Source organism: Streptomyces noursei ATCC 11455, assembly GCF_001704275.1.
Taxonomy (GTDB): Bacteria; Actinomycetota; Actinomycetes; order Streptomycetales; family Streptomycetaceae; genus Streptomyces; species Streptomyces noursei.
In genome coordinates, this window is the sequence record NZ_CP011533.1 from 4,929,545 (window position 1) to 4,955,713 (window position 26,169).

Consider the following 26,169-nt stretch of genomic DNA (forward strand, 5'->3'; position numbering starts at 1 on the left):
AAACACCGCATCCGTCCCGCACCGCCTCATTCCGTCGGGACCGAGTCCACCTCGGGCCGCCCCCGCGAGACTCCCCGCTCCTCCGGGGCGATGGTGCGGCGCAGCGCCTCGTGCAGTGTGTTCGGGGTCAGCACGCCCAGGAACCGCCGGCCGTCCAGGACCGCGATCCAGCCGGCGTCGTGCTTGAGCATCTCGCTGAACGCCGCCTTGAGAGTCCCGGTCGCCGGGATCCACGCCTCCATCCGGCGGGCGTGGTCCGCCACGGTTCCCCCTGCGCCCGCCAGGCTCTCCGTGCCCACCCAGCCGTGCAGTGCCCCGTCGGCGTCGAGCACCACCGCCCAGCGCGCGCCCTCGCCCCGCAGCCGGGACACCGCGTCCGCGGCCGGCTCGGCGAGCCGGGCGAACGGCGGGCGCTCCAGGTCGTCGCGGTCGATGAGGGTGACCGAGAGCTGCTTCAACGCCCGGTCGGCGCCGACGAATTCGGCGACGTACGGGGTGGCGGGGGCGCCGAGCACCCGTGCCGGGGTGTCGAACTGCTCGATCCGCCCGGCGCCGTAGACCGCGATCCGGTCGCCGAGCCGGATGGCCTCCTCGATGTCGTGGGTGACCAGCAGGACGGTCTTGTGCATCGTGCCCTGGAGCCGCAGAAACTCCTTCTGGAGACGGTCCCGGACGACCGGATCGACGGCGCCGAACGGCTCGTCCATCAGCAGTACCGGGGGATCGGCCGCCAGCGCGCGGGCCACCCCGACCCGCTGGCGCTGCCCACCGGACAGCTGGTCGGGGTAGCGCGAGCCGTGGACGCCCGGGTCCAGCCCGACCAGCTCCAGGAGTTCGGCGGCCCGCTCCCGCGCCTTGGCCTTCTTCCATCCGGTCAGGAACGGCACCGTCGCCGTGTTGTCGAGGACGGTGCGGTGCGGGAAGAGGCCGGTCTGCTGGATGACATAGCCGATCCGGCGACGGAGTCGGACCGGATCGACACCGGAGACGTCCTCGCCGTCGACGAAGATCCGGCCGCTGGTGGGGTCGATGAGCCGGTTCACCATCATCATGGTCGTCGTCTTGCCACAGCCGGACGGGCCGACCAAGGTGACCAACTCGCCCTCACCGACCTCGAAGGAAAGGTCGTCGACGGCGAGGGTCCCGTCCGGGTAGCTCTTGGTGACCGACTCGAACCGGATCATTGCGCCATTGAATCCCGCGGCCCGGTCCCGGTCCCGTCATGCGGGCAATCGAGTGGGGAAACGGAACGGCGACGGGGGCCGTACGAGTTGCTTCCGGGGCACCGCCTCCCGTCCTGCTGCGCCCGGCCCGACCGGCGTGCTTACGATCCACTCCGGCCGCCTCCTCGAAAGGGTGGAAGGGAACGCCAGATGAGAGCCGTAGCAGTCAACGCCTTCGGTGCGGACCCGCAGCTCATGGAGCTGCCGCAGCCGGAACCGGGGTCCGGCGAGGTCCTGGTGCGGCTGGCCGCCGCCGGCCTCAACCCCGTCGACTGGAAGCTCGCCGACGGCGCGTTCGGGGACGCCGTCCAGGCCGCCTTCCCCCTGGTCCTGGGGACGGACGGGGCGGGGGAGGTGGTCGCGGTGGGCAGTGGCGTACGGCGGTTCACCGTGGGGGATCCGGTGTTCGGCCAGTTCCAGCGACCGGATCGGGGCGGCGGCTCGTACGCCGAATTCGCCGTGGCAGAGGAGGGCGCCATCGCCCTGGCCGCCCGCAGCGTCACCTATGCGACCTCCGCGGCCGTGCCGACGGCCGGGATGACCGCGTACAACCTGGTCGAGGAGACCCGGATCGGCGAGGGCCGGCGGGTGTTGATCGTCGGCGCGACCGGCGGGGTCGGCACCTTCGCCACGCAGCTCGCGGCCGGCCGCGGTGCCGAGGTGATCGCCACCGCCCGCCCGTCCAAGGCGGAGCTGATGCGCACGCTGGGCGCGGCGGAGACCGTCGATCACACCGCGGGGCCGGTCGCCGACCAGGTCCTGGCGGCACATCCGGACGGGGTGGACGTGCTGATCGACATGACCAGCGACGCGGCGGGGTTCGTCGAACTGACCCGGACCGTGCGGGACGGCGGGGTGGCGGTCTCCTTGATCGGCTCCGCCGATGCCGATGTGCTCACCGAGCACAATCTGCGCGGCTTCAACTTCGTCAACCGCCCCTCCCCGCAGCTCCTGGAGATCCTCGCGGGGCACCTCGACGCGGGCCGTCTCACGGTCCTCGTGGGCCTGGAAGTCCCGTTGGAGGGGGCGCCCGAGGCCCTGGCGGCCAGCCGGACCGGGCGGGCGCAGGGGAAGACCGTCCTGGCGATCTGAGAACGTTCCGCCCCGCCACCCGGGCGGGCCGTTGTCGGTTCGGGCCCGCCGAGTACTCCGGGAAGTGGCTACCGGTTCGGTCCGTCGTCGCCGAACCGACGCTGGGCACGCCGGTGGACGCCCCGCAAACCACGGGACGCCACCCACCGCGGAACCGTCCCGGGCCGACGGCCCGGCACCGAGGACCGGCGCAGGCGGGCGGCGAGCGGGCCCGTGAGGGCGAGGGCCACGGTGAGCGCGGCGGCGCCGATCGCCGTCCAGACACCGGAGCGCAGGGAGGCGGTCAGGGCGTCCGTGTAGGCGTCGGCGGCGGGACGGGAAACCGTGGCGGGCAGGGCGGCCAGCAGCCGGGTGCGCAGCAGCGCCAGCGCCGCGGACAACAGGGCGCAGGCCACCGCGCCGCCGATGGCCGTGCAGATCAGCGCCCGCCGCCGGCGTCGGATCAGCAGCAGGCCGGCCAGCAGACAGAGTCCGGCGGCCGGCGGCAGCAGGAGCGCTCCGATGCGCGCGGCCCGGAAAGCGGCCCGGAACCGGGGCACGTCGGGGGACTTCAGCAGCACGATCGAGGTGCCGGCGTGCGGCACGCGGCGGACGATGTCGATGCCCAGCCCGTTGCCGGACAGCTGGTGCCGGACGCGCTCGATGACCGGCGAGAGGTCGAGGGTGACGGGGGCGTCGCCGGAGGCCGTCAGCGTGCCGTCCAGGGTCCGGTGGGCGGTGCGGTGGACCCCGGTCCAGACCTCCGGGAAGGAGCGGCCGGTGACGACCTGGCGGACCTGCTTGTCGATGAACTCGCGGATGCCGCGGGTGAACTTCCGGCGCAGCGCGGGGCGTTCGGCGCGCGGCACCACCTTGAGCAGGCCGTCGAGCCGGACATGGGGCATCACGCCGTTGGTGACGTCGTCGACGATCGCGTCCTGGACGGCGGGGTTCCCGGCGAGCGGGGCGACCGTGGCCACATAGCGGTCGGTGTCGGTGAGTTCGGCGCGGGCCCAGACGGCCGCCAGGCTCAGCGGCAGCAGCAGCGTTCCGATCAGCAGCAGCGCCGCGCCGGCCAGCGAGCGGCCCCGGCGCGGCCGTCCCGGTGGGCAGCGCGCCGCCGTCACCCGGCCGTCGGCGCGTGCGGGCGCACTCGCTGACATGCGTCGCGGTCCCTCCTGAAAGCGGCGATTGCTGCCACGCTCCAGGCAAGTCGGTACCGGCCCCGGCCGCGACCGGGGCCGGTACCAATGGGTGATCCGTGCGGAGGGGCGGCCACCTGGGGGAGGGGCGCGGCGGCGGGCGTGGCGCGCCGCTCAGCCGGACCGCCGGGTCCGCCCGCGCCGGACCGCCCGGACGACCCCCGGGACGAACAGCGCGCAGGCCAGGGCCCCCATCGCCCACCCCACCCCGTTCCCGTGCTCCGCCTCGGGCCGCGACTCGGGGAGGTCGTCCAGGTCCCCGGAGCAGGCCAGAGGGGCGGCGGACCGGGCGGCGTAGACGCAGACCGTGGTGGCGGCCCGCCGGGTGCCCGGCGCGGCGCTGGCGTCCGGGGACTGGCGGGCGCCGAGCACCGCGCCGGAGCTGAAGACCGCGATGCCGTACGCGGGCAGATCGGTGTGCCAGACCGCTTTCCGCCCGCCGGTGGCGTCGTCCTCGACGGTGCCGCCGGTGGCGGTGGCCGAGACCGTGGTGGCCGGCAGCTCCTGTTCGACACGGGCGCCGGGCATCTCGTCGGCGCCGAGGTTGTGCACGGTGATGCGGTAGTCGAGCCGCTGCCCGGCCTCCGCATGGTCGACGTCGTCGGTCACCGTCACCGCGACGGCTGGCGGGTCCAGCGGGGCGGGTGCGGCGGGCGGCGCGGGGAACGCGGCGACGTACAGCACCGCGCAGGCAGCGGCGGTCCTCATGCCGCTATCCGAGCAGTGCGGCGCCGCATGCGGACGGCTCGCGGCCGTGCCCGGGGGCGGGGTTCACCCGAGTGCGGGTGGACCCGTGACGGCGGGTGGCTCAGTGCCGGTGCGGTCCCGGACGGTGGACGGGGCCGTGGGAGTCGTCGCAGTGGCTGCCGGAGGGCTGCTCGGGCCGGGGCCCCGGACTCAGGGTCAGCAGCTCGTCGTCCTGTTCGCCGAGGTGGTCGACCTGGAGGGTGGCGTGGGTGATGCCGTACTCGGTGCGCAGCAGCTCGTGGAGGTTGCGGCGGACCTTGTGGCAGTCGCCGCCCGGCGCGACCAGGATGTGCGCGGACAGCGCGGGCTGACCGGAGGTGATCTGCCAGATGTGCAGGTCGTGCACCTCGACGACCTGGTCGGCGGCGACCAGGTGATCGCCCAGCGCGTCCGGGTCGATCCCGGCCGGGGCGGCCTCCATGAAGATCCGCCCGGACTCCCGTACCAGCCCCGTACCGGCCTTCAGCATCAGCGCGACGACGACGAGCGAGGCGATCGCGTCGGCCCGCTGGAACCCCGTGGTCAGCACGATCAGACCGGAGATCGCGGTGGCGATGAAGCCGAACAGATCGGTGAGGATGTGCTGGTAGGCCCCCTCGATGTTCAGGCTGGAGCGGTTGGCCTTGGACAGGAACCAGGTGCAGATCAGGTTGATCACCACGCCGGACAGCGCGGTGATCACCACCAGCCCGCCGGTGACCTCGGGTGGCGAGATCAGCCGTTGGACGGCCTCGTAGGCCAGCCAGACGGAGAGCACGAGCAGGGTGATGCCGTTGGCCTGGGCGGAGAGGATCTCGGCGCGCTTGAGGCCGTAGGTGTAGCCGCCCCGCGCGGGCTTGGCGGCCAGCCGCATCGCGACCAGGGCCAGCACGATCGAGACCGCGTCGGTGAGCATGTGGGCGGCGTCCGAGATCAGTGCCAGTGACTGCGCCAGCACACCGATGACCACCTCGACCGCCATGTAGGCGGTCAGCAGGATGAGCGCGGCCCGCAGCCAGCGCCGATCGGCGTCCGGGGACACACCATGGGTGTGGCCGTGCGCGTGGCTGTGCCCACTGTGGGCGTGCTCGGTCATGGCGCGCTCCTTCCTGGCTCCACCTTGCTCCTCGCAGCGAAGCAAACCGCACTTCGGCAAAAGATCCAAAGGCTGCACCGGTGACCGTTGTCATTACCGTCAAACGGCCTATCGTGCCTGGTCAGAGCGGTGCGGGAGAAAAGGGCGGGCGGAGTGGAACGATCCGGCCGGAAGGGCGTCCGTCGGTCGTTTCACGTGAAACGACCGGTTGCCCGGGAAGCGAGGCCGCGGGGGTCGCCGCCCTCAGGCGGCCTGCGCGGGGCCCGCCGCGACCGGATGCAGCGCCGCGTACTCCAGCGGCGCCGACGGGTCGATGGAGACGTCGAGCGGGGCGGGCGCGGCCCCGGCCCGGACGAGTAGGTCGCCCACGGCCGCGATCATCGCGCCGTTGTCCGTGCACAGCCGCAGCGGGGGGACCCGCAGGGTGATGCCGGCCGCGGCACAGCGCTCCTCGGCCAGGTAGCGCACCCGGGAGTTGGCCGCCACGCCGCCGACCACCACCAGCGTCCCGACGCCGTGCTCGGTGCAGGCGGCGACCGCCTTGCGGGTCAACACGTCGGCGACCGCCTCCTGGAGCGCGGCGGCACCGTCGGCGACCGGCAGCGGACGGCCCGCGGCGTGATGGCTCTCGACCCAGCGCGCCGCCGCCGTCTTCAGCCCCGAGAAGGAGAAGGCGAACCGCTTCTCGGGCGGGCCCGCGGTGAGCGGGCGGGGAAAGTGGACAGCGCGCGGATCCCCCTCGCGCGCTGTCCGGTCGATGGCCGGGCCGCCGGGGTACGGCAGCCCGAAGACCCGCGCGACCTTGTCGAAGCACTCTCCTGCGGCGTCGTCCAGGGTGTCGCCGAGGTGTGCGATCGGGTCACGGGCCAGATCACGGACGAGCAGCAGCGAGGTGTGCCCGCCGGAGACGATCAGCACCACGCAGGGGTCGGGCAGCGGACCGTGCGCGAGGGTGTCGGCGGCGACGTGTCCGGCCAGGTGATGGACGCCGTACAGCGGCACGCCTAGCGCATAGGCCAGCCCCTTGGCGCCGGCCAGGCCCACCTGGAGCGCGCCGGACAGCCCCGGTCCGGTGGTCACCGCCACCGCGCCGATGTCGGACGCCCGCAGCCCCGCATCGGCCAGGGCGCTGTGCACCACGGGCGTCAGCGCGTGCACATGCGCCCGGGCGGCGATCTCCGGCACCACCCCGCCGAACCGCGCGTGCTCCGCCATGCTCGACGCGACGGCGTGCCCGAGCAGCCGCCCGTCCCGCACCAGGCCGGCGCCCGTCTCGTCGCACGACGACTCGATGCCCAGCACCACCGGCGAGCCCATGGACCGCACTCCTTCCGCGCCGCGTTTCGTGCCCCGGACAGTAATAGCAAGTAATTGCAAACAATGTGCAAGAAGGGCCGCATGCCCCGGCACCGGGAGGTGCCGGGGCATGCGGCCCCTCCCCGGAAGCCGGGACCGCCCGGCCGGTCAGTAGAGTTCGGCACCCGTCCCCCCGGACGATCCCCGACCCCCGTCCCGTCCCTTCGCGCCCCGAGGTGCCCCGCCGTGACTGCCCCGCTTCCGCTCTTCGTCGTAGGTATCGGGGCCGAGGGCTGGGACGGGCTGTCGCCGGCCGCGCGCCGGGAGCTGGCGGCGGCCGAGGTGCTGCTCGGCGGGGCACGGCAGTTGGCGCTGCTGCCCGCGGAGTGCGCGGGGGAGCGGGTGCCATGGCCCTCCCCGTTGCGGCCGGCCGTGTCCGGGCTGCTCGCCGCGCATGCCGGGCGCCGGGTCTGCGTGCTGGCCAGCGGGGACCCGATGTTCTACGGCATCGGGCGGACGCTGACCGAGGTGATGGCGGAGGACGCCGCGGTGCGGCGGCCGCTGCGGGTGCTGCCGCACCCCTCGTCCGTGGCGTACGCCTGTGCCCGGTTGGGCTGGGCGGTGGAGGACACCGAGGTCGTCACGCTCGTCGGGCGGCCCGCGGAGAACCTGGTGCGGGTGCTGCACGACGGGCGGCGGGTGCTGGTGCTGTCGGCCGGGGCCGGGACGCCGGGCGAGGTCGCGGCGCTGCTGCGGGAGCGGGGCTTCGGGCCGACCCGGATGCGCGTACTGGAGCAACTCGGCGGCGCGCGTGAGCAGTTGGTCGAGGGCACCGCGACGGGGTGGGACGCGCCCGCCGGCGATCCGCTCAACGTGGTCGCGCTGGACTGCGTGCGGGAGCCCGACGTCCCGCGGCTGCCGGTCGTGCCCGGCCTCCCCGATGACGCCTACGAACACGACGGCCAGCTGACCAAGCGTCATGTCCGGGCCGCCACCCTGGCCGCGCTGGCCCCCGCGCCCGGCGAACTCCTCTGGGACGTCGGCGGCGGATCCGGCTCCATCGCCGTCGAATGGCTGCGCGCGCACCGCACCTGCCGGGCGGTCGGCGTCGAGCGGGATGCCGACCGGGCGGCGCGGATCGGCCGCAACGCGCGGGCGCTCGGCGTGCCGGCGCTGCGCGTGGTGCACGGCGCAGCGCCCGCCGCGCTGGCCGGGCTGCCCACTCCGGACGCGGTGTTCATCGGCGGCGGCCTGACCGCGCCGGGCCTGCTGGACGCCTGCTGGGACGCACTGCCCCCGGGGGGCCGGATCGTCGCGAACACCGTGACGCTGGAGTCCGAGGCGCTGCTGACCCAGTGGTACCGGCGGCACGGCGGCGAACTGGTGCGGCTCGCGGTGGCCCATGCCGTGCCGGTCGGCGGCTTCACGGGCTGGCGGCAGGCGATGCCGGTCACCCAGTGGTCGGCGGTGAAGCCCCCGCGGCCCGGAGCACCGGAGCCGGGCCCGCAGCGGACCGCCGCGCCGTCCCGCTCCCAGGACCCCTCGTAACCCCTCCCCAGGAGACCGACAGTCATGACCGTCCACTTCATCGGTGCGGGCCCCGGCGCCGCCGACCTGATCACCCTGCGCGGCGCCCGCACCCTCGCGGCCTGCGGGGTGTGCCTCTACGCCGGCAGCCTGGTGCCGCGCGAACTGCTCGCCGAGTGTCCGCCGGGGGCCCGACTGATCGACACCGCGCAGCTGGATCTGGACGCGATCACGGCGGAGATGATCCGGGCGCACGAGGAGGGGCAGGACGTCGCCCGGCTGCACTCCGGCGACCCTTCCGTCTTCAGCGCGGTGGCCGAGCAGATGCGCCGCCTGGACGCCGCGGGGGTGCCGTACGAGGTCGTGCCGGGCGTGCCCGCGTTCGCCGCGGCGGCCGCCGCCCTCAAGCGCGAACTGACGGTGCCCACCGTCGGTCAGACCGTCATCCTCACCCGCGTCTCCCAGCGCGCCACGCCCATGCCCGACGGCGAGGACCTGGCCACGCTCGGGCGCAGCGGCGCACTGCTGGTGCTGCACCTCGCCGCGATGTACGTGGACCGGGTCGTCGACGAACTCCTGCCGCACTACGGCGCCGATTGCCCGGCCGCCGTCGTCGCGATGGCCTCCCGCCCCGACGAACTCGTGCTGCGCGGCACGCTGGGCGACATCGCCGGCCAGGTGAAGGCCGCGGGCGTGGTCCGGACCGCGGTGATCATGGTCGGCCGCACGCTGGGGGCCGAGCAGTTCCGCGACAGCCACCTCTACTCGCCGGAGCGCGAGCGCCCGCACGCGCCCTGCGACGGCGGTGCGTGAGGGAGCGTCAGCGGCGCGTCGGACCGGGCCTGTTCGGCTGAATTGTATGACCGCATCGGGGTGAAAGTCCGTTTTTATGATCCCGGAGGTCGGTAAGGAAGCTGCGACACCGCAGGGGGGTCGATGCGAAGGAGCATGCCACGATGCGTACCAGAATGGCCGCCACCGCGGTCGTTGCCGCGACTGTGCTGACCCTCACCGGCAGCACCGTTGCCAGCGCCAGCGGCAAGGACACCCCGCGCCGCTCGAAGGACAGCCCCGTCAAGATGGCCGCCTGCGCCCTGGGCAGCGCGCTGGGCGCGCTGACCGGCGGTGACGACACCTGTCTGCGGGACCGGGTGAAGGAGGCTCGCGAGGCGCAGCGCCGCGAGGCGATGGCCCGCGAGGACCGCAGTGAGCACCACCGGTCCGCGACGGCCCGCGCCGAGGAGGACCGTATGGACGGCATGGGCCGTGAGGAGGGTATGAGCCGCGGAGAGATGCTGCCGCGGATGTGAGGTGACGAGGGGTCGCTCGGCAGGGCGTCGGATCCCGGTCGTGAGGCCGGGGCGCGTTTCACGTGAAACATCCGGCGCCGGTCGCGCTAGGTCGTGTCCGGCCCGTGCGGCTCCGCCCGACCGACCACCAGCCCCGCCCGGTCGATACAGATGACATCGACCGCGACCGGTGCGCCCCGCAGCACGGCCAGTGACGCGTCCCGTGCCGTGGCCGCCACCAGGTCGCCGAGCGGAACGCCGGCCGCCGCGCACAACTGGAGCGCGGCGAGGCCGGTGTTGGCCTCGGCCACCGCCGCCGCCAGCGCCTCGTCGGCGCCGCCCTGTCGGGCCAGTTCGGCGAGGAACCCCTTGTCCACCTGGGACCGGGCCGAGTGCAGATCCAGATGCCCGGCGGCCAGTTTGGACAGCTTGGCGAAGCCGCCGCAGATCGTCAGCCGGTCCACGGGATGGCGGCGGATGTACTTGAGCACCGCTCCGGCGAAGTCGCCCATGTCCAGCAGGGCGTCCTCCGGCAGGTGGTGCAGGGCGACGGCGACCTTCTCCGACGTCGAACCGGTGCATCCGGCGACATGCCGCCGGCCGGCCGCGCGCGCCACGTCCACCCCGCGCCGGATCGAGTCGATCCACGCCGAGCAGGAGTACGGCACGACGATCCCGGTCGTCCCCAGGATCGACAACCCGCCGAGGATGCCGAGCCGCGGATTCCAGGTGCTGCGCGCGATCTCCTCGCCGTGATCGACGGAGATCTCGACCTCGACGTCCGCGGTCGATCCGCCGCCTCCGTATGCCTCCGCGACGCGCGCCAGATGCTCCCGGATCATCTGCCGCGGTACGGGATTGATGGCGGGCTCACCGACGTCGAGAGGCAGTCCGGGACGGGTGACCGTGCCCACGCCGGGGCCCGCCCGGAAGACCACCCCGCTCCCGGCCGGCAGCAGCCGCACCGTGGCCCGCACCAACGCCCCGTGCGTCACATCGGGATCGTCCCCGGCGTCCTTCACCACCCCGGCCATGGCGGTGGCCGGTCCCGCCCCGGCGGCGGTCAGCTCTTCCACCGCCAGTGCGAAGGACGGCGTCTGCCCCTTGGGCAGCGTGATCGTCACCGGGTCCGGGAACTCCCCGCCCAGGAGCGCCGCGTACGCCGCCGAACTGGCCGCCGTGGCGCATGCCCCGGTCGTCCACCCGTGCCGCAGCCCGGTGTGCGCGAGCTGTGCGCTCCGCCCTCCCGTACCCTTCGGTTGCGTTTCACCCACGGAGGAACCCGCCGCCCATGCCCTCTTCACCCGTCCACGCCCGCGTCCGCCATGTGCTGATCCTCGGCGGCACCACGGAGGCCCGCCGATTGGCCGCGGCCCTGGAAGCGGAGCCGGGGGTGCGGGTGACGACCTCGCTGGCCGGCCGGGTGGCGGCGCCGCGGCTGCCCGCCGGGGAGGTGCGCATCGGCGGGTTCGGCGGCCCCGAGGGCCTCGCGCGCTGGCTGCGCGCGCACGCGGTGGACGCGCTCATCGACGCCACCCATCCTTTCGCCGGCACGATCAGTTTCAACGCGGCCCGGGCCGCCGTCACCACCCATGTTCCCCTGCTGGCGCTCCGACGCCCCGGCTGGGGCGCGCAACCCGGCGATGTCTGGCACCCGGTTCCCTCCCTCGCCGAGGCCGCCGCCGCTCTCCCCGCCCTCGGCGGCCGGGTCTTCCTCACCACCGGCCGGATGGGCCTCGCCCACTTCGCCCACCTCACGGACCTGTGGTTCCTGGTCCGCTCGGTGGACGCACCCGAGCCTCCGCACCCGCCGCGGATGACGACCGTCCTGGATCGCGGCCCGTTCACCCTCGACGGGGAACGGGAACTGCTGCGCCGCCACCGCATCGACGTCCTGGTGACGAAGGACAGCGGCGCCGCGGCGACCGCCCCCAAGCTGGCCGCCGCGCGGGAGGCCGGGGTGCCGGTGGTCGTCGTCCAGCGGCCGGCCGTCCCGGAGGGCGTGCCGGTGGCCGCCGAGCCGGACGCGGCGGTCGACTGGGTGCGGGCGCTCCTCGGCTGAACGCCCGGCGGTCAGCGCTCCGGGTACCTCCGCGGCGTCCAGACGACCTCCGTGCCGTTGTCGCGCCGCACCCGCCGGGTCTGCGACGAGCCGACGAGCAGGATCGTGCGCATGTCCACCTGGGTGGGATCGAGCTCGGCGAGCGGGACGGTGCGGAGCGACTCCTCGGGGCCGCCGATGTCGCGGGCGAGGATGATCGGGGTGTCCGGCGCATGGTGCTCCAGCAGGACGTCCCGGGCCTTGGCGACCTGCCAGGTGCGGCTGCGGGAGCCGGGGTTGTAGAGCGCCAGTGCCAGATCGGCGGAGGCCGCCGCGCGCAGCCGTTCGGCGATCACCTCCCAGGGCTTGAGCCGGTCGGAGAGCGAGATCACCGCGTAGTCGTGGCCCAGGGGCGCACCGGCGCGGGCGGCGGCGGCATTGGCGGCCGTGACGCCGGGCAGCACCCGCACCGGGACGCCGCGGTAGGGCTCCTCGGACGCCACTTCGAGGACCGCGGTGGCCATGGCGAAGACGCCGGGGTCACCGCCGGAGACGACGGCGACCCGGCGACCGCGGCGGGCCAGGTCCAGGGCGAACTCGGCGCGCTCGGACTCCACCTTGTTGTCGGACGGGTGCCGGCGCTGGCCCGGGCGCACCGGGACGCGGTCCAGGTACGTGGTGTAGCCGACCAGGTCGTCGGCGGCGGCGAGCGCACCGCGGGACTCCGGGGTGAGCCAGCGCGGACCGGCCGGTCCGGTGCCGACCACGACCACCTCACCGCGCTCCGCGGCGGCCGGCTCGGGCTCCTCGCCGACGGCGGCTATGCGGCTGGGCACGACCGCGACGGAGAAGTAGGGGACGGTGTCGGCGGCGACGTCGGCCAGCGCGCCGGTCCGTTCCCCGGCCATGGTGGCGCGCTCGACATAGCGGGCCTCCGGCATCCGGCCGGAGCGCTCCAGGGCGCGGCGGACGCTGGGGAAGGTGCGGCCCAACTTCATCACGACCGCGGAGTCGGCGGCGCTCAGACGGGCCGTCAGCTCCTCCTCGGGCAGGGTGCCCGGGAGGACGGTCAGCACCTCGTCGGCCTCGGTGAGCGGGGTGCCCAGGCGGGCCGCGGCGGCGCTGATGGAGGTGACGCCGGGGATCACCTCGGTCGGGTAGCGGTGGGCCAGCCGCTTGTGCATGTGCTGGTACGAGCCGTAGAAGAACGGGTCGCCCTCGGAGATCACGGCGACGGTGCGGCCGGCGTCGAGGTGGGTGGCGAGCCGTGCCGCGGCCTTCTCGTAGAACTCGTCCAGCGCCCCGCGGTAGCCGCCGGGATGGTCGGTCGACTCGGTGGTGACGGGGTAGACCAGGGCCTCTTCGAGGTGGTCCGGACGGATGTGCCGGGCGGCGATGGAGCGCGCGATGGAGCGTCCGTGCCGGGCGCTGTGGTACGCCACCACATCGGCCTCGGCGATGACCTCCACCGCCCGCACGGTCATCAGGGACGGGTCGCCGGGGCCGAGCCCGACGCCGTAGAGGCGACCGGTGGGCCGCTCCGGGGACTGGGCCGGCTGGTCCGCCGTGCCGTTGCTGACCTGCTGCTCGCTCACGCCTACTCTTCCTCGCTCGCCAGGGCGTTGATCGCGGCCGCGGCCATGGCACTGCCGCCGCGCCGCCCGCGCACCACGATGTGATCCAGCTTCGACGTGTGGTCGATCAGCGCGTCCTTGGACTCGGCCGCACCGATGAAGCCGACCGGGATGCCGAGGACGGCGGCCGGGCGCGGCGCCCCTTCCTCGATCATTTCCAGGAACCGGAAGAGGGCGGTGGGGGCGTTGCCGAAGGCGACCACGGCGCCCTCCATCCGGTCCCGCCACAGTTCGAGGGCCGCGGCGCTGCGCGTGGTGCCCATCCGGGCGGCCAACTCCGGGACGGACGGGTCGCCGAGGGTGCACAGCACCTCGTTGTCCGCAGGCAGCCGCTTACGGGTCACACCGCTGGCCACCATGGTGGCGTCGCACAGGATGGGCGCACCGGCGCGCAGTGCGGCGCGGGCGCTGGCCACGACCCCCGGGGTGAAGGCCAGATCGCGGACGAGGTCGACCATGCCGCAGGCGTGGATCATCCGGACCGCGACCCGGCTGACATCGGCCGGCAGTCCGGAGAGGTCCGCCTCGGCGCGGATGGTGGCGAAGGACTGGCGGTAGATCGCCGCCCCGTCCTTTTCATAGTCGAACGCGGTCACTGGGGCCTCGGGGTGGTGGGTGGAGGGGTGGAAGGAGGAGCGCTGTACGACGCCGCCGGTGTTTCACGTGAAACCAGGGCCGGTTCGGTCGTTTCACGTGAAACCGGCGGCGGGGCAGGGGACTTGGGGAGGACGGCGGTGGTCCGATAGCCGTCGGGCGACGCCAGCACATCGACCCAGGCGCCGTGCGGATGCCCGCAGCGCCGCTCGCAGCCCGACCAGTGGACGGGCAGCCCGACGGGCATGCCGGAGCCGTCTGCCGGCACGGAGCCGTCTGCCGGGACGGATCCGCCCCCGGCGAGCGCGGTCGCCGCATCGCCGCGCACGTCCGTGCGGGACTTGGCGCAGCCGGGCAGGCCCGTGCAGGCGGTGACCCGCCGCCAGGGGGAGGCCGGGTCGGTGATCAGTCCGGCGGTGGCCAGGTCACGCAGCCGCCGGTCCGCCGCGGCGGCGGACAGACCGGGGACGACGATGCCGCGCCAGGGCGTCAGACGCAGTGCGCCGGAGCCGTCGTCGGCGGCGATCCCGGTCAGCAGCCGCCACTGGGCCACGGACAGCCGACCGAGCGGCGCCAGCACCACGAGGGCGCGACGGCCGTCGGACCCCTCGACCGGACCGGGCTCGGTGGCATCGGCGTACGGCGCGGCCGGGTGCGGTCCGACCGCGTCGGTGTACTCCGCGGCGATGCCCACGGCCCGCAGCGCGTCCCCCACCTCCCGGGCGGTCAGCGGCCGTGCGGCGGGAAGTTCACGGACCCGCCAGGCGCCGTCGCCGCGCTCCGCGGCGGCGGCCAGGAAGCACTCGGCGGCGGTCAGCGCCGCCCGCGGGACGTCGTCCGCCGCGATCCGCAGCGCCGCCCGGTCGTCGCCGACCCGGAGCAGCGCCCCGTACCCGGAAGCGGACCCCGGCGGGTACGAGGTGTGCTCCGGGGCCCGTCGGCCCGATTCTGCGAGCAAGCTCACATCGCCGCCGAGGCCCGCTACATCGCCCCGTCCGTCGTCGAGGACGAACAGGAAGCGGCCCGAGAGCGCCGTCGCCGGCTCGCTCGCGCACAGCAGCGCGTCCAGGCTCCGGGCCCACAACCGCACGTCGGAGGGGGTGTGCCGGTCCAGTCCGGCCAGCGGGGACGCCAGCACGTTGCGGATCCGCTCATGGCGTACGGACGGCAGCAGCCCGGCGTCGGCGAGGAGGTCGGCGAGCCGGTGGCCGCAGTCGTCGGGCAGGCCGCGGAGTTCGACGTTTCCGCGGGAGGTGAGCGAGAGGTGGCCGTCGCCGAGCCGCTCCGCGGCGGCCCCCAGCGCGCTCGCCTGGCGCACCGTCAAGTCCCCTGCGGGCAGCCGCACTCGGGCCAGTTGCCCGTCGGCGGCGGAGTGCAGCCGCAGCGCTCCCGGGCAGGCGTCACCGCGGTCCCGTACGGGCGGTCCGGCCCGGTCGGGGCGTGGTGTGGGGGAGGGCGGCATGGCGGCGAGCATACCTACGTCGGTGGATGCCGGAACCGGGGCGAGGGGGTCGTGGAGGGCGGCTCCGAAAGGCCCGCTCCCGCAGCCCGGCCGCAGCCCTTACTATGCAGGTCGGCGGGTCGGCTGACCCGCCGGACGCCAGCGACGGCGTCAAGGGAGGAAGCCCGGTGAGAATCCGGCGCGGTCCCGCCACTGTGAACCCGGCAACCGCCGGGTGAGCCAGGAACTCCCGCCGTCGATACGACCACCCGGGGCGTGGACACCCCGAGGAAGGGCCGCGCCGTGATCCTGCTGCTGTCGACCTCCGACACCGATCTGCTCAGCGCCCGCGCCGCCACCGGCCCCGTGCCGTACCGGCTCGCCAACCCCTCCCGCCTCGACGTCGCCGAACTGCCCGGACTCCTGGACGGCGCCGATCTCGTCGTCGTCCGCCTGCTCGGCGGCCTGCGCGCCTGGCAGGAGGGCCTGGACGTGCTGCTGGCCGCGGACCAGCACCGCCCGGTCGTCGTGCTCACCGGCGAACAGGCCCCCGACGCCCAGCTGATGGAAGCCTCCACGGTCCCGGTCGGCATCGCGGCCGAGGCGCACGCCTACCTCGCGCACGGCGGCCCGGCCAACCTGGAGCAGCTGGCCCGCTTCCTCAGCGACACCGTGCTGCTCACCGGCCACGGCTTCGAGCCGCCCGCGGCCGCGCCGTCCTGGGGGCCGCTGGAGCGCACCGCGGCGGAGGTGACCGGTCCGACGGTGGCCGTGCTCTACTACCGCGCCCACCACATGAGCGGCAACACCCGCTTCGTCCACGACCTGTGCGACCAGATCGAGCGCGCCGGCGGCCGTCCGCTGCCGCTGTACGTCGCTTCGCTGCGGGCTCCCGAGTCGGAGCTGATCGAGGAGCTGCGCGCGGCCGACGCCATCGTCACCACCGTGCTGGCCGCGGGCGGCACCAAGCCCGCCGAGGCGTCCGCGGGCGGGGACGACGAGTCCTGGGACGCGGGTGCGCTGGCCGGTTTGGACGTGCCGGTCCTCCAGGCGCTCTGCCTGACCGGATCGCGGGCCGCCTGGGAGGAGAACGACGAGGGCGTCTCCCCGCTCGACGCCGCCTCGCAGATCGCCGTGCCCGAGTTCGACGGGCGGCTGATCACCGTGCCGTTCTCGTTCAAGGAGGTCGACGAGGACGGGCTCCCGGTCTACGTCGCCGACGCCGAGCGGGCCGCCCGGGTCGCCGGTATCGCCGTCCGGCACGCCCGGCTGCGGCACATCCCGGCCGCCGAGAAGCGGCTGGCGCTGGTGCTCTCCGCGTACCCCACCAAGCACTCCCGGATCGGCAACGCGGTCGGCCTGGACACCCCGGCCAGCGCCGTCGAGCTGCTGCGCCGCCTCCGGTCCGAGGGCTACGACTTCGGCGCGGAGCCGGTGCCCGGCCTGGAGTCCGGCGACGGCGACGAGCTGATCTACGCCCTGATCGAGGCCGGCGGCCACGATCAGGAGTGGCTGACCGAGGAACAGCTGGCCCGCAACCCGGTCCGGATCCCGGCCGCCGACTACCGCCGCTGGTACGGCACGCTGCCGCAGGAGCTCCGCGAGTCCGTCGAGGAGCACTGGGGCCCGCCGCCGGGCGAGATGTTCCTCGACCGCAGCCGGAACCCCGAGGGCGACATCGTGCTGGCCGCGCTGCGCCGCGGCAATCTGCTGATCCTCATCCAGCCGCCGCGCGGCTTCGGCGAGAACCCGATCGCGATCTACCACGACCCCGATCTGCCGCCCTCCCACCACTACTTGGCGGCCTACCGCTGGATCGCCACGCCCGCCGCCGACGGCGGCTTCGGCGCCGACGCCATGGTCCACCTCGGCAAGCACGGCAATCTGGAGTGGCTGCCCGGCAAGAACGCCGGACTCTCCGCCGCCTGCGGCCCGGACGCGGCCCTCGGCGACCTGCCGCTCGTCTACCCGTTCCTGGTCAACGACCCGGGCGAGGGCACCCAGGCCAAGCGCCGGGTGCACGCCACCCTCGTCGACCACCTCGTCCCGCCGATGGCCCGCGCGGACTCCTACGGCGACATCGCCCGCCTCGAGCAGCTGCTCGACGAGTACGCCGCGATCTCCTCGATGGACCCGGCCAAGCTGCCCGCCATCCGCGCGCAGATCTGGACGCTGATCCAGGCCGCCAAGCTCGACCACGACCTGGGCCTGGAAGAGCGCCCCGACGACGACGGGTTCGACGACTTCCTGCTCCACGTCGACGGCTGGCTCTGCGAGGTCAAGGACGCGCAGATCCGCGACGGCCTGCACGTGCTGGGCGCCGCCCCGGTCGGCGAGGCCCGGGTCAACCTCGTCCTGGCCATCCTGCGCGCCCGGCAGATCTGGGGCGGCACCTCCGCGCTGCCCGGCCTGCGCGAGGCGCTGGGCCTGGACGAGTCGGCCGCGACCCGGACGGCCGCCGACGACGCCGAGGCCCTCGCCCGCACGCTCGTCCAGACGATGGAGGACGCGGCGTGGGACCCGTCCGCGGTGACGCGGGTCGCCGACGGGCACCCGGCCGCGGTCGCCGACATCCTCGACTTCGCCGCCCGGCAGGTCGTCCCGCGGCTGGCCGCCACCACCGATGAACTCGACCACGCGGTGCACGCCCTCAACGGCGGCTTCGTCCCCGCCGGCCCGTCCGGCTCGCCGCTGCGCGGCCTGGTCAACGTCCTGCCGACCGGTCGCAACTTCTACTCCGTCGACCCCAAGGCCGTGCCGTCGCGGCTCGCCTGGGAGACCGGTCAGGCGCTCGCCGACTCGCTGTTGGACCGCTACCGCGACGACAACGGCGACTGGCCGGAGTCGGTGGGCCTGTCCCTGTGGGGCACCAGCGCGATGCGCACCTCCGGCGACGATGTGGCGGAGGCGCTGGCGCTGCTGGGCGTCCGCCCCGTGTGGGACGACGCCTCGCGCCGGGTGACGGGCCTGGAGGCCATCCCGCTCGACGAGTTGGGACGCCCCCGCGTCGATGTCACCCTGCGCATCAGCGGTTTCTTCCGCGACGCGTTCCCGCACGTCATCGGCCTCCTCGACGACGCGGTCCGGCTCGCCGCCGGGCTCGACGAGCCGGCCGACCGCAACTTCGTCCGGGCCCACTCCCAGGCGGACCTCGCCGCGCACGGCGACGAACGCCGAGCCACCACCCGGATCTTCGGCTCCCGTCCCGGCACGTACGGCGCGGGACTGCTCCAGCTCATCGACTCCCGCGACTGGCGCACCGACGCCGACCTCGCCGAGGTCTACACCGTCTGGGGCGGCTACGCCTACGGGCGGGGGCTGGAGGGCCGCCCGGCCCGGGAGGAGATGGAGACCGCCTACAAGCGCATCGCGGTGGCCGCCAAGAACACCGACACCCGCGAGCACGACATCGCCGACTCCGACGACTACTTCCAGTACCACGGCGGGATGGTCGCCACCGTCAAGGCGCTCAAGGGCAAGGCCCCCGAGGCGTACATCGGCGACTCGACCCGTCCCGAGACGGTCCGCACCAGAACGCTGGTGGAGGAGACCTCCCGGGTCTTCCGGGCCCGGGTCGTCAACCCCCGCTGGATCGAGGCGATGCGCCGCCACGGTTACAAGGGCGCCTTCGAACTCGCCGCCACCGTGGACTACCTGTTCGGCTACGACGCCACCACCGGGGTCGTCGCCGACTGGATGTACGACAAGCTCGCCCAGACCTACGTCCTGGATCCGGAGAACCGCGCGTTCCTCCAGGAGGCCAACCCCTGGGCGCTGCACGGGATCGCCGAGCGCCTCCTGGAGGCGGAGTCCCGCGGTATGTGGGAGAAGCCGGACGCCGAGACGCTGGCGGCGCTGCGCGAAGCCTTCCTGGAGACCGAGGGCGAGCTGGAGGGCGAGGACTAGGCGGACCGGGCGCCGCGAAGAGGAGTCAGGAGAGGCGGTGTTTCACGTGAAACACCGCCTCGGCCTCCCCGCCCGGTCCGGTCCGGGATCCCTCAACTGCTCGGCCAGGAAGGCTGCTTGGCGCGGTGCAGCCACGCGGCCAGGACCACCAGGGCCGCGGTCGCCCCGCCCAGTGTCATCACCGCCGAGGGCGACGTCCGGTCCACCACCATCCCGCCGGCCAGCGCGCCGAGCGACAGCGTCGCCTGGAACGACGCGGTGAACAGCACCGACGCCGCCTCCGGCGCACCGGGAGCCGCCTTGGCGAACCAGGTCTGCGAGGCCACCGGCACCGCCCCGTACGCGACGCCCCAGACCACCAGCAGCGCCAGCGCACCGGCCGGCTCGCGGCCCAGGACCGGCAGCAGCAGCGTGGCGAGGGCCGTCGACCCGGCCGCGGCCCCGAAGACGAGGCGCGGTCGGCGCGCCACCACGGCACCGCCGGCGAAGTTCCCCACCACCCCCGCGAGGCCGTAGACCAGCAGGAACGCCGTGACCGTCCCGGCGGTCGCGATATGGGTGGTCCGTTCCAGGAACGGCGTCACATAGGTGTAGGCGCCGAAGTGCGCCAGCACGATCAGAAACGTCATCAGCAGCGCGAACCGGGTGTGCACCCCGCGCAGGGTACGGCGCAGCAGCGCCGGGCCGGTGGCGCGGACCGCCGGCAGCGCCGGGACCACCAGGGCGGTCAGCACCAGCACCGCCACCGCCAGCGCACCGACCGCGGCGCAGGCGGTCCGCCAGCCGGCCAGATCGCCGAGGAAGGTCCCGGCGGGCACCCCGATCACCGAGCCCAGCGGCACCGCGGAGAAGATCACGGCGGTGGCCCGGCCGACCGACTCCGCCGGCACCAGCCGCTCGGCGAGCCCGACCCCGATCGACCAGAACCCCCCGATGACGACGCCGACCAGCACCCGGGACAGCAGCACCAGCCCATAGACCGGCGCGGTCGCGGCGAGGAAGTTCGCCAGTGCCAGCAGGGCGACGAGGGCGCAGAGCATCAGCCGCCGGTCGATCCGGGCGGTGGCCAGGGTCACCGTCGGCGCGGCGCACGCGGCGAGGAAGCCGGGGAGCGTCATCATCAGCCCCGCCGTGCCGTCGGAGACGCCGAAGTCGGCCCCGATCCGGGTGAGCAGCCCGATCGGCAGGATCTCGGTGGTGACGATGGTGAAGATGCCCAGGGTCACCGCGAGCACGGCGAGCCGGCCCTTGAGCGGCGAACGGCCCGCCGGGGGCGAGGCGGGCCCGGAGTCCCGCGGGGCCGTCGTGCGGTGCGGGCCCGGGGAGGCGGTGGGCGTGGTGCTGCCGGTGGTCGTCATGATGTCCGTCCTGAGAGGCGACCGTTGCGATCTCCCTCAGTCCAGCAGCCGCCGACTCCGCGGTCCGGCGGCTTTCCGACGTGATGGTGCCCCCTCGCGAACGGGCCCGGTGGGCTCAGCCGCCCGTCGTCCCGACGCGGATCCCCCCGTTGCTGGTGTTCAGATCGAGCCGGTACCGCCCGGCCGGGTCGTTGTGGACGCCGATCTTCTTCGCGCCGTTGTCGGTCTCCGCGGACACCTGGTACCGGGCGTCCGGCACGGTGACCGTGACCGCGCCGTTGGTCGTCCTCGCCCGGACGTCCTGCGGCTTCGTCGTGGTGAGGTCGATCGCGCCGTTGGAGGTCTCGGCCTTGATGCCGGTGCCCGCCAGGCCCTTGCCGGTGATCGCGCCGTCGGAGGTGTGCACGTCCACCGCGCCGGACACCCCGTCCAGGTCGATCTCCCCGTTGCTGGTGGTCAACCGCACGGAGGCCACCTTGGACAGGTTCACCGCGCCGTTGGTGGTCTCGCCGGTCACCGGGACCGTGCCGGGCAGGTCCACGGTGTAGGTCACCGAGCACTCGTCGCCGCAGCCGCCGAGCACCAGGGTCCCGCCCTCGACCCGGTGCGAGGGACCCGTCGGCCGGTCGCCCCGGTAGGTGACCTTGCGGTGCACGCTCACCGCGTCGCCGCCCTGGCCGCCGCGCACCGTCACGCCGCCGTTGGACGTGTCCACCCGCACCGACGTGATCTTCTGCGACACCGTGGCGTCGTCGGAGAAGGTCTCGCCGACCACCAGCCCGCACGCGCCGAGGCCCAGTACCCCGGCCCCGGCCAGTGCCACGGCCCCGACGAAGCGGACGTGCCTGCGCATGAAATCCCCCTGGAATCCGGTCTGTTCACGGCTCCGGGAAGGTGCCCGTCGCCCCGTGGTCCGGGCCCGTGCCGCGGCCTGCCGGCCGCCCGCTCCGGGCCCACGGCCACCGACTCTAGGGGCCCGGACACCCGCCGGACCATGGGGCTAACCCCCGGGTCCGGTGGGGGAGCGCCTCCGGGTGCGGCCCCTGGGCGCCGGTGCGAGGCTGAGTGGTGGGGGACTGTTCCCCTGCGGTGTGAGGAGGCTTCCGGTGACCGGCACGGGTGAGCGTACGAAGACGTGGAACACCGAGATCAGCATCGTCGAGACCGGCAGCGAGGTGAAGGCCGAGGCCCGGCTGCGCGGCAAGGAGGGCGGACAGATCGTCGGCGCAGGAACCGCCAGGTGCAATCCGACGGACGAGAACGTCCCCGCCATCGGGGACGAGTTGGCGGTGGCACGGGCGCTGTCGGATCTCAGCCATCAGCTGCTCAGCCGCGCCGCACACGACATCGAGGTGCGCACCGCGCGCCCCGTAGAGCGGCTGCACGCCTGAGGGGACGGCGATACCGCGCCCGGGCGGGCCGGTCGCCGTCCGCCCGGGCGTCCGCGTGCGTCAGCCGGCCTTCGCCGAGAAGTCCGGACCGACCGTGAGCGTCACCGCACCCGGCACGGCCTGCGCCGACTCCTTCGTCTTGGTGCCGGGCAGCCGTCCGGCGAGCACCTCGGCCTGGGTCTTGAGGCCGGGCGGGTAGCTGACCGTGGTCGTGTCGGTGCTCGGGCCGTTGTCGGTGAAGACGACGGTGAAGCCGAGCTGCCGCAGCTTCTGGGCGACGTCCGCGGCGAGGCCCTTGGTGACGGTGCCGTTGAGCACCCGCACCCGGACGGAGCGTGCGGTCACCGGGTTCTTCTGGGCGTCGGCGAACTTCTGCTTCCCGGCGGCGCCGATCTCCCGGTCGTGGGCGAGGTCGCCGAACAGCTCGGCGGCCTGCGGATACTGCCAGACCACGTTGGCCTTGTCGGTGGGGACGTCCGCCTCACGCGGATAGGTGGGGACGGTGAGGAAGGTGAGGCGGTCGGAGGGGATGTCCTTGACCGTCGAGGCAAGGCTGGTGAGCGCGTTGATGCTGTCCAGGCCCGTGTCGGTGGTCAGCGACTTGGTCGCCGAGTCGAGGAAGCCGTAGAGAGCGGTGGGGCTGGTCAGTTTCTCCTGCGCCTTCTTGCCCAGCGCCTTCATGAACTCCTGCTGGCGGCCGATCCGGCCGAGGTCGGAGCCGTCGCCGACGCTGTAGCGGGTGCGGACGTAGCCGAGCGCCTTCTCGTCCTGGATGTTCTGGCAGCCGGCCTCCAGGTCGAGGTGGGCCTTCTTGTCGTGGATGGCGTGCTTGGGGCAGACCTCGATGCCGCCGAGCGCGTTGACCATGCCCTTGAAGCCCTGGAAGTCGACCGAGACGAAGTGGTCGATGCGCAGCCCGGTGTTCTTCTCGACGGTCTTGATGCTGCACGCCGCCGCCTTGGCGACGTCTCCGCTGAGGCCACCGATGGTGTACGCCTCGTTGATCTTGAAGTGGTGCGGGGCGGACTGCGTGCCGTCGCCCTTGTCGCACGCGGGGATCGGCACCCAGGAGTCGCGCGGGAAGGACACCGCGGTGGCCCATTTGTGGTCGGCGGAGATGTGCAGCACCATCAGCGTGTCCGACTGCATGGTGGTCAGGCCGCTGCCGTACTTCCCGCCGGTGCCGGCCCGGCTGTCGGAGCCGACGACCAGGATGTTCTTGGAGCCGGGGCTGAGGTTGACCGGCCGGTCGCCGCCCAGTTCGCTGTTCACGTCCGCGCCGTGGATGTTGCCGTTGAGGTGCTGGTACACCCACACGCCGGTCCCGGCCGTGCCCAGCAGGAGCACGCCGACCACCCCGCCGGTCCAGGCCACGATCCGGCCGCGCCGGGTCATCCGGGTCTTCCCGGGCTTGCCGGAACCGCCGGCCCGCCGCCGCTCGGCGCGGCCGCCCGTGGCACGCTCGCCGCTTTCCTCCGCCGGACCCCGGCCGTTCCCGTTGCCCCGCCGGGCCGCCTGCCTGTGCGTCGTCCTGTCATGCACGCCGATGGCCCTTCTGGTCCTTCTGGAGCTGGTCTTGCTGGGTGGAGGTGTGCGCGGTCACGGGGGAGGGCGCGGTGCCGGCGGGCGGCGGGGCCGGCCGGGGGCCGCGGGGCGGCGGCCCGCACCGGTGGGTCAGATGCCCTCGGTGGGCAGCAGCCGTACGGATTCCGGGTCGTAGCGGAGCCACTGGGGACGGCTGCCGCCGGCGACGGTGCGCAGCAGGCACCACTGGTCGCCTGCGCCGTCCGTCCACCAGGCACTGATCCGGCCCAATTCCCAGGCGCCGTCCGGATATTGGACCTCTACCGGTTGGTAGACCCATCGCACCTCCGCCTCTGGAGGCGGGTTGTCCCAGGTCAGGGGTCCGCACCTCGTCGCCATCTCCCCCTCCGGCAGCGCCCGTTGCGCATGTCAGCCGCAACCCTACCGGCAACTTCTACAACGCTGTAGAAGTTGTTTGGTGTGCACCGGATCACAAAAAGATATCCGCCGCGTGGCGAGCTGGAGAGTCCGGGATCAGTGTGCCCTCACCACGGCGTCGCTGCCTTCAGAACGAGGAACAGAGCGACCGATGCGTTCAGTGCGGAGAGCGCGGAGGCCGCCGTGCCGGCCGCCGCGACCAGCGCGGCCAGCCCCGCCGGGGTCAGCGCCGGCGGCCAGGTGCGCGCCGACGGCACCGGACCGAGCAGCGCCGCCACCCGCCGTGGCACCGGCCCCGGTTCGGGCGAGGCGAACTGCACCGCTCCCGGGTACGGCGCGGGCCGCGAGATCAGCGCGGCCTTCCCCACCGCCCGGGCGGTCAGCCGCCGGTCGCCCACCGCCCGTGCCGCCTCCTCGTCCGCCCACCGCTCGGCGCTGAAGGCGACCGCCGAACGCAGCGGCAGCAGCAGTGGGTTGACGCACCCGGCCAGCCGGACGGCGAGCAGATAGCGGTGGTGACGACAGTGCAGATGCGCGCGCTCGTGGGCCAGCAGGGCGCGCCGCTCGTCGCCGTCCAGGCTGCCCAACATGCCCCGGGAGACCGCGATCCGGCCGGGCCGGGCCGGCCGACCAGGCCGCGCGGGGGTGCCGGGCACCGCGTAGGCGTACGGGGCGTCGTCCGGCAGCACCGCCGGATCGGCGCCGGACGGCAGGACGTCCAGCGCGCGGTGGGCCCGCTCCCGGATCCGGTGGGCGCGGCGCAGCGCGGTGCCGCACACCACGAGGGCGGCGGACAGCACGAGGATCGCCGCGATGCCGGCCACCTCGGCGTGGGGGACCGCGGCCCGTACCTCCGGGTCCGACCAGCCGTCCGGCAGCGGATTGCCGGGCAGTTGGGCCGTGCCGACGACCACCAGCAGCCCCAGGCAGAGCGTGCTGCACACGCCGAGGACCACGGCCAGCAGGGTCAACAGGCGGGTGGTGACCCGGGGATGGAGGTGCTGTTCCGCGAGCCGGGCGATCGGCAGGGCGGACAGCGGAAGGACGAGCGGCAGGAAGACGAAGACGCCCACCGGTCACCCTCCGCGCGCTTCGTCCGAGGCGTCCGCGCGGCCCGTACCGGGGGCCGGGTCCGGGGCGCCGTCGTCGTCGTCCTCGGCGCGGGCCAGAAGGCTGCGCAGCACTTCCTCGTCGTGCGCCGAGAGCGCGGAGACGAAGCTGGTCAGCACGGCGTCCCGGTCCGGTTCGCTGTCCAGGACGCGGCGCATCCGCAGCGCGGCGAGCCCGGCCTCGTCGGCCGCGGGGGTCCATGCGTAGGCCCGGCCGGCGCGTTCCCGGGTGACCGCCCCCTTGGCGTGCAGCCGGGACAGGATCGTCATCACCGTGGTGTAGGCGAGATCGTCGCCGAGGCGCTCCTGGACCCAGGCGGCGGTGGCCGGTCCGGGCGCGTGGTGCAGTGCGGCCAGCACCTGGGCCTCCAACTGGCCCTGTCCGCGTCGGGCCCGCTCCCGCCCGCTTCCGCCGAGGGCCTTGCCGAAGGGTGTTCCGCCCATGTCGTCGCCTCCCGTCGCGCCGGGCGCCCCACGGGCGGGGACGCCGGGGCATTTTACGGCGGCGACCGCCGCGGCCTCCGGGCCGTCCGGCGGGTTGCACCCGTCGGCGTCGCTCACCGACGGCTTCCTTCTACACTCCTGTAGTTTTTCCGCCGGGTACCAGTTCACCGCCGGAGACGGTCCACGGCAACCGGCACCGGCCACCACCTGGAGGGAAGCCATGGGAGTCTCGCTGGCCAAGGGCGGCAACGTCTCGCTGACGAAGGAGGCACCCGGTCTGACCGCGGTCTCGATCGGCCTCGGCTGGGACGTGCGGACGACCACCGGCGCCGACTACGACCTCGACGCCAGCGCGCTGCTGTGCACCGACACCGGCAAGGTCGCCTCCGACCAGCACTTCGTCTTCTACAACAACCTCACCAGCCCGGACGGCTCGGTGCGGCACACCGGCGACAACCTGACCGGTGCGGGCGACGGCGACGACGAGACCGTCGACGTCACGCTGGACGGCGTCCCGGCCGAGATCACGAAGATCGTCTTCCCGGTCTCCATCCACGACGCGCAGAGCCGCGGCCAGAACTTCGGTCAGGTGCGCAACGCCTACATCCGCGTCGTCAACCAGCAGGGCGGCGCCGAACTGGCCCGCTACGACCTGACGGAGGACGCCTCGACCGAGACCGCGATGGTCTTCGGCGAGCTCTACCGGCACAACGGGGAGTGGAAGTTCCGCGCCGTGGGCCAGGGGTACGCCTCCGGGCTGGCGGGCATCGCGGCGGACTTCGGCGTCAACGTCTGACGCCCGCGCCCCGGGGGAGGCGGGGCGCCGCGGCCCCCGCTCCCCCGCCCGCTCCGCCCGTGC

23 protein-coding genes and 1 riboswitch are annotated in these 26,169 nt (G+C 74.1%); of the genes, 8 read left to right on the plus strand and 15 right to left on the minus strand.

What is annotated here, in order from left to right; translation table 11 throughout:
• Positions 1-26: 26 nt before the first annotated feature.
• A complete protein-coding gene (locus SNOUR_RS20815; protein WP_067349417.1) occupies positions 27-1,184 on the minus strand; it encodes an ABC transporter ATP-binding protein in 1,158 nt (385 codons plus the stop codon).
• A gap of 189 nt (positions 1,185-1,373) precedes the next feature.
• On the opposite strand from SNOUR_RS20815, the gene SNOUR_RS20820 reads away from it, so the two are divergent.
• Positions 1,374-2,315: an NADP-dependent oxidoreductase gene (locus SNOUR_RS20820; RefSeq protein ID WP_052286823.1), complete on the plus strand. Its 942-nt coding sequence runs from the start codon at positions 1,374-1,376 to the stop codon at positions 2,313-2,315.
• 68 nt (positions 2,316-2,383) lie between these two features.
• Here SNOUR_RS20820 and SNOUR_RS20825 read toward each other — a convergent pair whose 3' ends face one another.
• From SNOUR_RS20825 to tsaD, 4 genes are all read right to left on the minus strand, one after another.
• A complete protein-coding gene (locus tag SNOUR_RS20825) occupies positions 2,384-3,457 on the minus strand; it encodes a hypothetical protein (protein WP_312632989.1) in 1,074 nt (357 codons plus the stop codon).
• A 153-nt stretch (positions 3,458-3,610) separates the two neighbouring features.
• Positions 3,611-4,204, minus strand: coding sequence for a DUF11 domain-containing protein (locus tag SNOUR_RS20830; protein WP_067349419.1), 594 nt, complete (start codon positions 4,202-4,204; stop codon positions 3,611-3,613).
• A 100-nt stretch (positions 4,205-4,304) separates the two neighbouring features.
• Positions 4,305-5,318 (minus strand): cation diffusion facilitator family transporter, encoded by a 1,014-nt coding sequence (locus SNOUR_RS20835; RefSeq protein ID WP_067349421.1) that lies wholly within the window; start codon positions 5,316-5,318, stop codon positions 4,305-4,307.
• 243 nt (positions 5,319-5,561) lie between these two features.
• Entirely contained in the window at positions 5,562-6,635 is a 1,074-nt protein-coding gene (gene tsaD / locus SNOUR_RS20840) for a tRNA (adenosine(37)-N6)-threonylcarbamoyltransferase complex transferase subunit TsaD (protein WP_067349423.1), read from the minus strand.
• Between the two features lie 225 nt (positions 6,636-6,860).
• Between tsaD and SNOUR_RS20845 the strand changes: the two genes are divergently transcribed.
• From SNOUR_RS20845 to SNOUR_RS20855, 3 genes are all read left to right on the plus strand, one after another.
• Entirely contained in the window at positions 6,861-8,162 is a 1,302-nt protein-coding gene (locus SNOUR_RS20845; protein WP_067349426.1) for a bifunctional cobalt-precorrin-7 (C(5))-methyltransferase/cobalt-precorrin-6B (C(15))-methyltransferase, read from the plus strand.
• Between the two features lie 24 nt (positions 8,163-8,186).
• Entirely contained in the window at positions 8,187-8,954 is a 768-nt protein-coding gene (gene cobM, locus SNOUR_RS20850) for a precorrin-4 C(11)-methyltransferase (protein WP_067349427.1), read from the plus strand.
• A gap of 143 nt (positions 8,955-9,097) precedes the next feature.
• Positions 9,098-9,451 carry a hypothetical protein gene (locus SNOUR_RS20855; protein ID WP_229921562.1) on the plus strand — a complete coding sequence of 118 codons (354 nt, stop codon included), beginning with the start codon at positions 9,098-9,100 and terminating at the stop codon, positions 9,449-9,451.
• Positions 9,452-9,537: 86 nt separating this feature from the next.
• Here the strand turns inward: SNOUR_RS20855 and SNOUR_RS20860 are convergent, their stop codons facing one another.
• Positions 9,538-10,704 carry a cobalt-precorrin-5B (C(1))-methyltransferase gene (locus SNOUR_RS20860; protein WP_067349433.1) on the minus strand — a complete coding sequence of 389 codons (1,167 nt, stop codon included), beginning with the start codon at positions 10,702-10,704 and terminating at the stop codon, positions 9,538-9,540.
• A gap of 17 nt (positions 10,705-10,721) precedes the next feature.
• Between SNOUR_RS20860 and SNOUR_RS20865 the strand changes: the two genes are divergently transcribed.
• On the plus strand, positions 10,722-11,492 hold the full coding sequence (locus SNOUR_RS20865; RefSeq protein ID WP_067349436.1) for a cobalt-precorrin-6A reductase: 771 nt from the start codon (positions 10,722-10,724) through the stop codon (positions 11,490-11,492).
• Between the two features lie 11 nt (positions 11,493-11,503).
• Here SNOUR_RS20865 and SNOUR_RS20870 read toward each other — a convergent pair whose 3' ends face one another.
• Genes SNOUR_RS20870 through cobG form a run of 3 tightly spaced genes read right to left on the minus strand, consistent with a single transcriptional unit; the run spans position 11,504 to position 15,173 of the window.
• Positions 11,504-13,066, minus strand: coding sequence for a precorrin-2 C(20)-methyltransferase (locus SNOUR_RS20870; protein ID WP_067349438.1), 1,563 nt, complete (start codon positions 13,064-13,066; stop codon positions 11,504-11,506).
• A 2-nt stretch (positions 13,067-13,068) separates the two neighbouring features.
• On the minus strand, positions 13,069-13,701 hold the full coding sequence (locus tag SNOUR_RS20875) for a precorrin-8X methylmutase (protein WP_039634914.1): 633 nt from the start codon (positions 13,699-13,701) through the stop codon (positions 13,069-13,071).
• Positions 13,698-15,173: a precorrin-3B synthase gene (cobG, locus tag SNOUR_RS20880; RefSeq protein ID WP_067349440.1), complete on the minus strand. Its 1,476-nt coding sequence runs from the start codon at positions 15,171-15,173 to the stop codon at positions 13,698-13,700. The genes SNOUR_RS20875 and cobG overlap by 4 nt, the downstream gene beginning before the upstream one ends.
• Before the next feature lie 121 nt (positions 15,174-15,294).
• A riboswitch (cobalamin riboswitch) is annotated at positions 15,295-15,392 on the plus strand.
• A gap of 51 nt (positions 15,393-15,443) precedes the next feature.
• On the opposite strand from cobG, the gene cobN reads away from it, so the two are divergent.
• Positions 15,444-19,046: a cobaltochelatase subunit CobN gene (gene cobN / locus SNOUR_RS20885; RefSeq protein WP_067358571.1), complete on the plus strand. Its 3,603-nt coding sequence runs from the start codon at positions 15,444-15,446 to the stop codon at positions 19,044-19,046.
• A gap of 92 nt (positions 19,047-19,138) precedes the next feature.
• On the opposite strand, the gene SNOUR_RS20890 is transcribed toward cobN, so the two are convergent.
• Positions 19,139-20,404: an MFS transporter gene (locus SNOUR_RS20890; RefSeq protein ID WP_079142805.1), complete on the minus strand. Its 1,266-nt coding sequence runs from the start codon at positions 20,402-20,404 to the stop codon at positions 19,139-19,141.
• Between the two features lie 115 nt (positions 20,405-20,519).
• Entirely contained in the window at positions 20,520-21,257 is a 738-nt protein-coding gene (locus SNOUR_RS20895) for a DUF4097 family beta strand repeat-containing protein (protein WP_067349443.1), read from the minus strand.
• Between the two features lie 253 nt (positions 21,258-21,510).
• Here SNOUR_RS20895 and SNOUR_RS20900 point away from each other — a divergent pair, with 253 nt between their 5' ends.
• Positions 21,511-21,795, plus strand: coding sequence for a DUF1876 domain-containing protein (locus SNOUR_RS20900; RefSeq protein ID WP_067349445.1), 285 nt, complete (start codon positions 21,511-21,513; stop codon positions 21,793-21,795).
• 60 nt (positions 21,796-21,855) lie between these two features.
• Here the strand turns inward: SNOUR_RS20900 and SNOUR_RS20905 are convergent, their stop codons facing one another.
• From SNOUR_RS20905 to SNOUR_RS20920, 4 genes are all read right to left on the minus strand, one after another.
• Positions 21,856-23,337 (minus strand): LCP family protein, encoded by a 1,482-nt coding sequence (locus SNOUR_RS20905; RefSeq protein WP_446677941.1) that lies wholly within the window; start codon positions 23,335-23,337, stop codon positions 21,856-21,858.
• A gap of 132 nt (positions 23,338-23,469) precedes the next feature.
• Positions 23,470-23,718, minus strand: a complete 249-nt coding sequence (locus SNOUR_RS20910) for a hypothetical protein (RefSeq protein ID WP_268934522.1) — start codon at positions 23,716-23,718, stop codon at positions 23,470-23,472.
• Positions 23,719-23,864: 146 nt separating this feature from the next.
• Positions 23,865-24,830 carry a M56 family metallopeptidase gene (locus SNOUR_RS20915; protein WP_067349448.1) on the minus strand — a complete coding sequence of 322 codons (966 nt, stop codon included), beginning with the start codon at positions 24,828-24,830 and terminating at the stop codon, positions 23,865-23,867.
• Positions 24,831-24,833: 3 nt separating this feature from the next.
• On the minus strand, positions 24,834-25,310 hold the full coding sequence (locus SNOUR_RS20920) for a BlaI/MecI/CopY family transcriptional regulator (protein WP_067358576.1): 477 nt from the start codon (positions 25,308-25,310) through the stop codon (positions 24,834-24,836).
• Positions 25,311-25,530: 220 nt separating this feature from the next.
• Here SNOUR_RS20920 and SNOUR_RS20925 point away from each other — a divergent pair, with 220 nt between their 5' ends.
• Positions 25,531-26,106, plus strand: coding sequence for a TerD family protein (locus tag SNOUR_RS20925; protein WP_039634923.1), 576 nt, complete (start codon positions 25,531-25,533; stop codon positions 26,104-26,106).
• Positions 26,107-26,169: the final 63 nt, after the last annotated feature.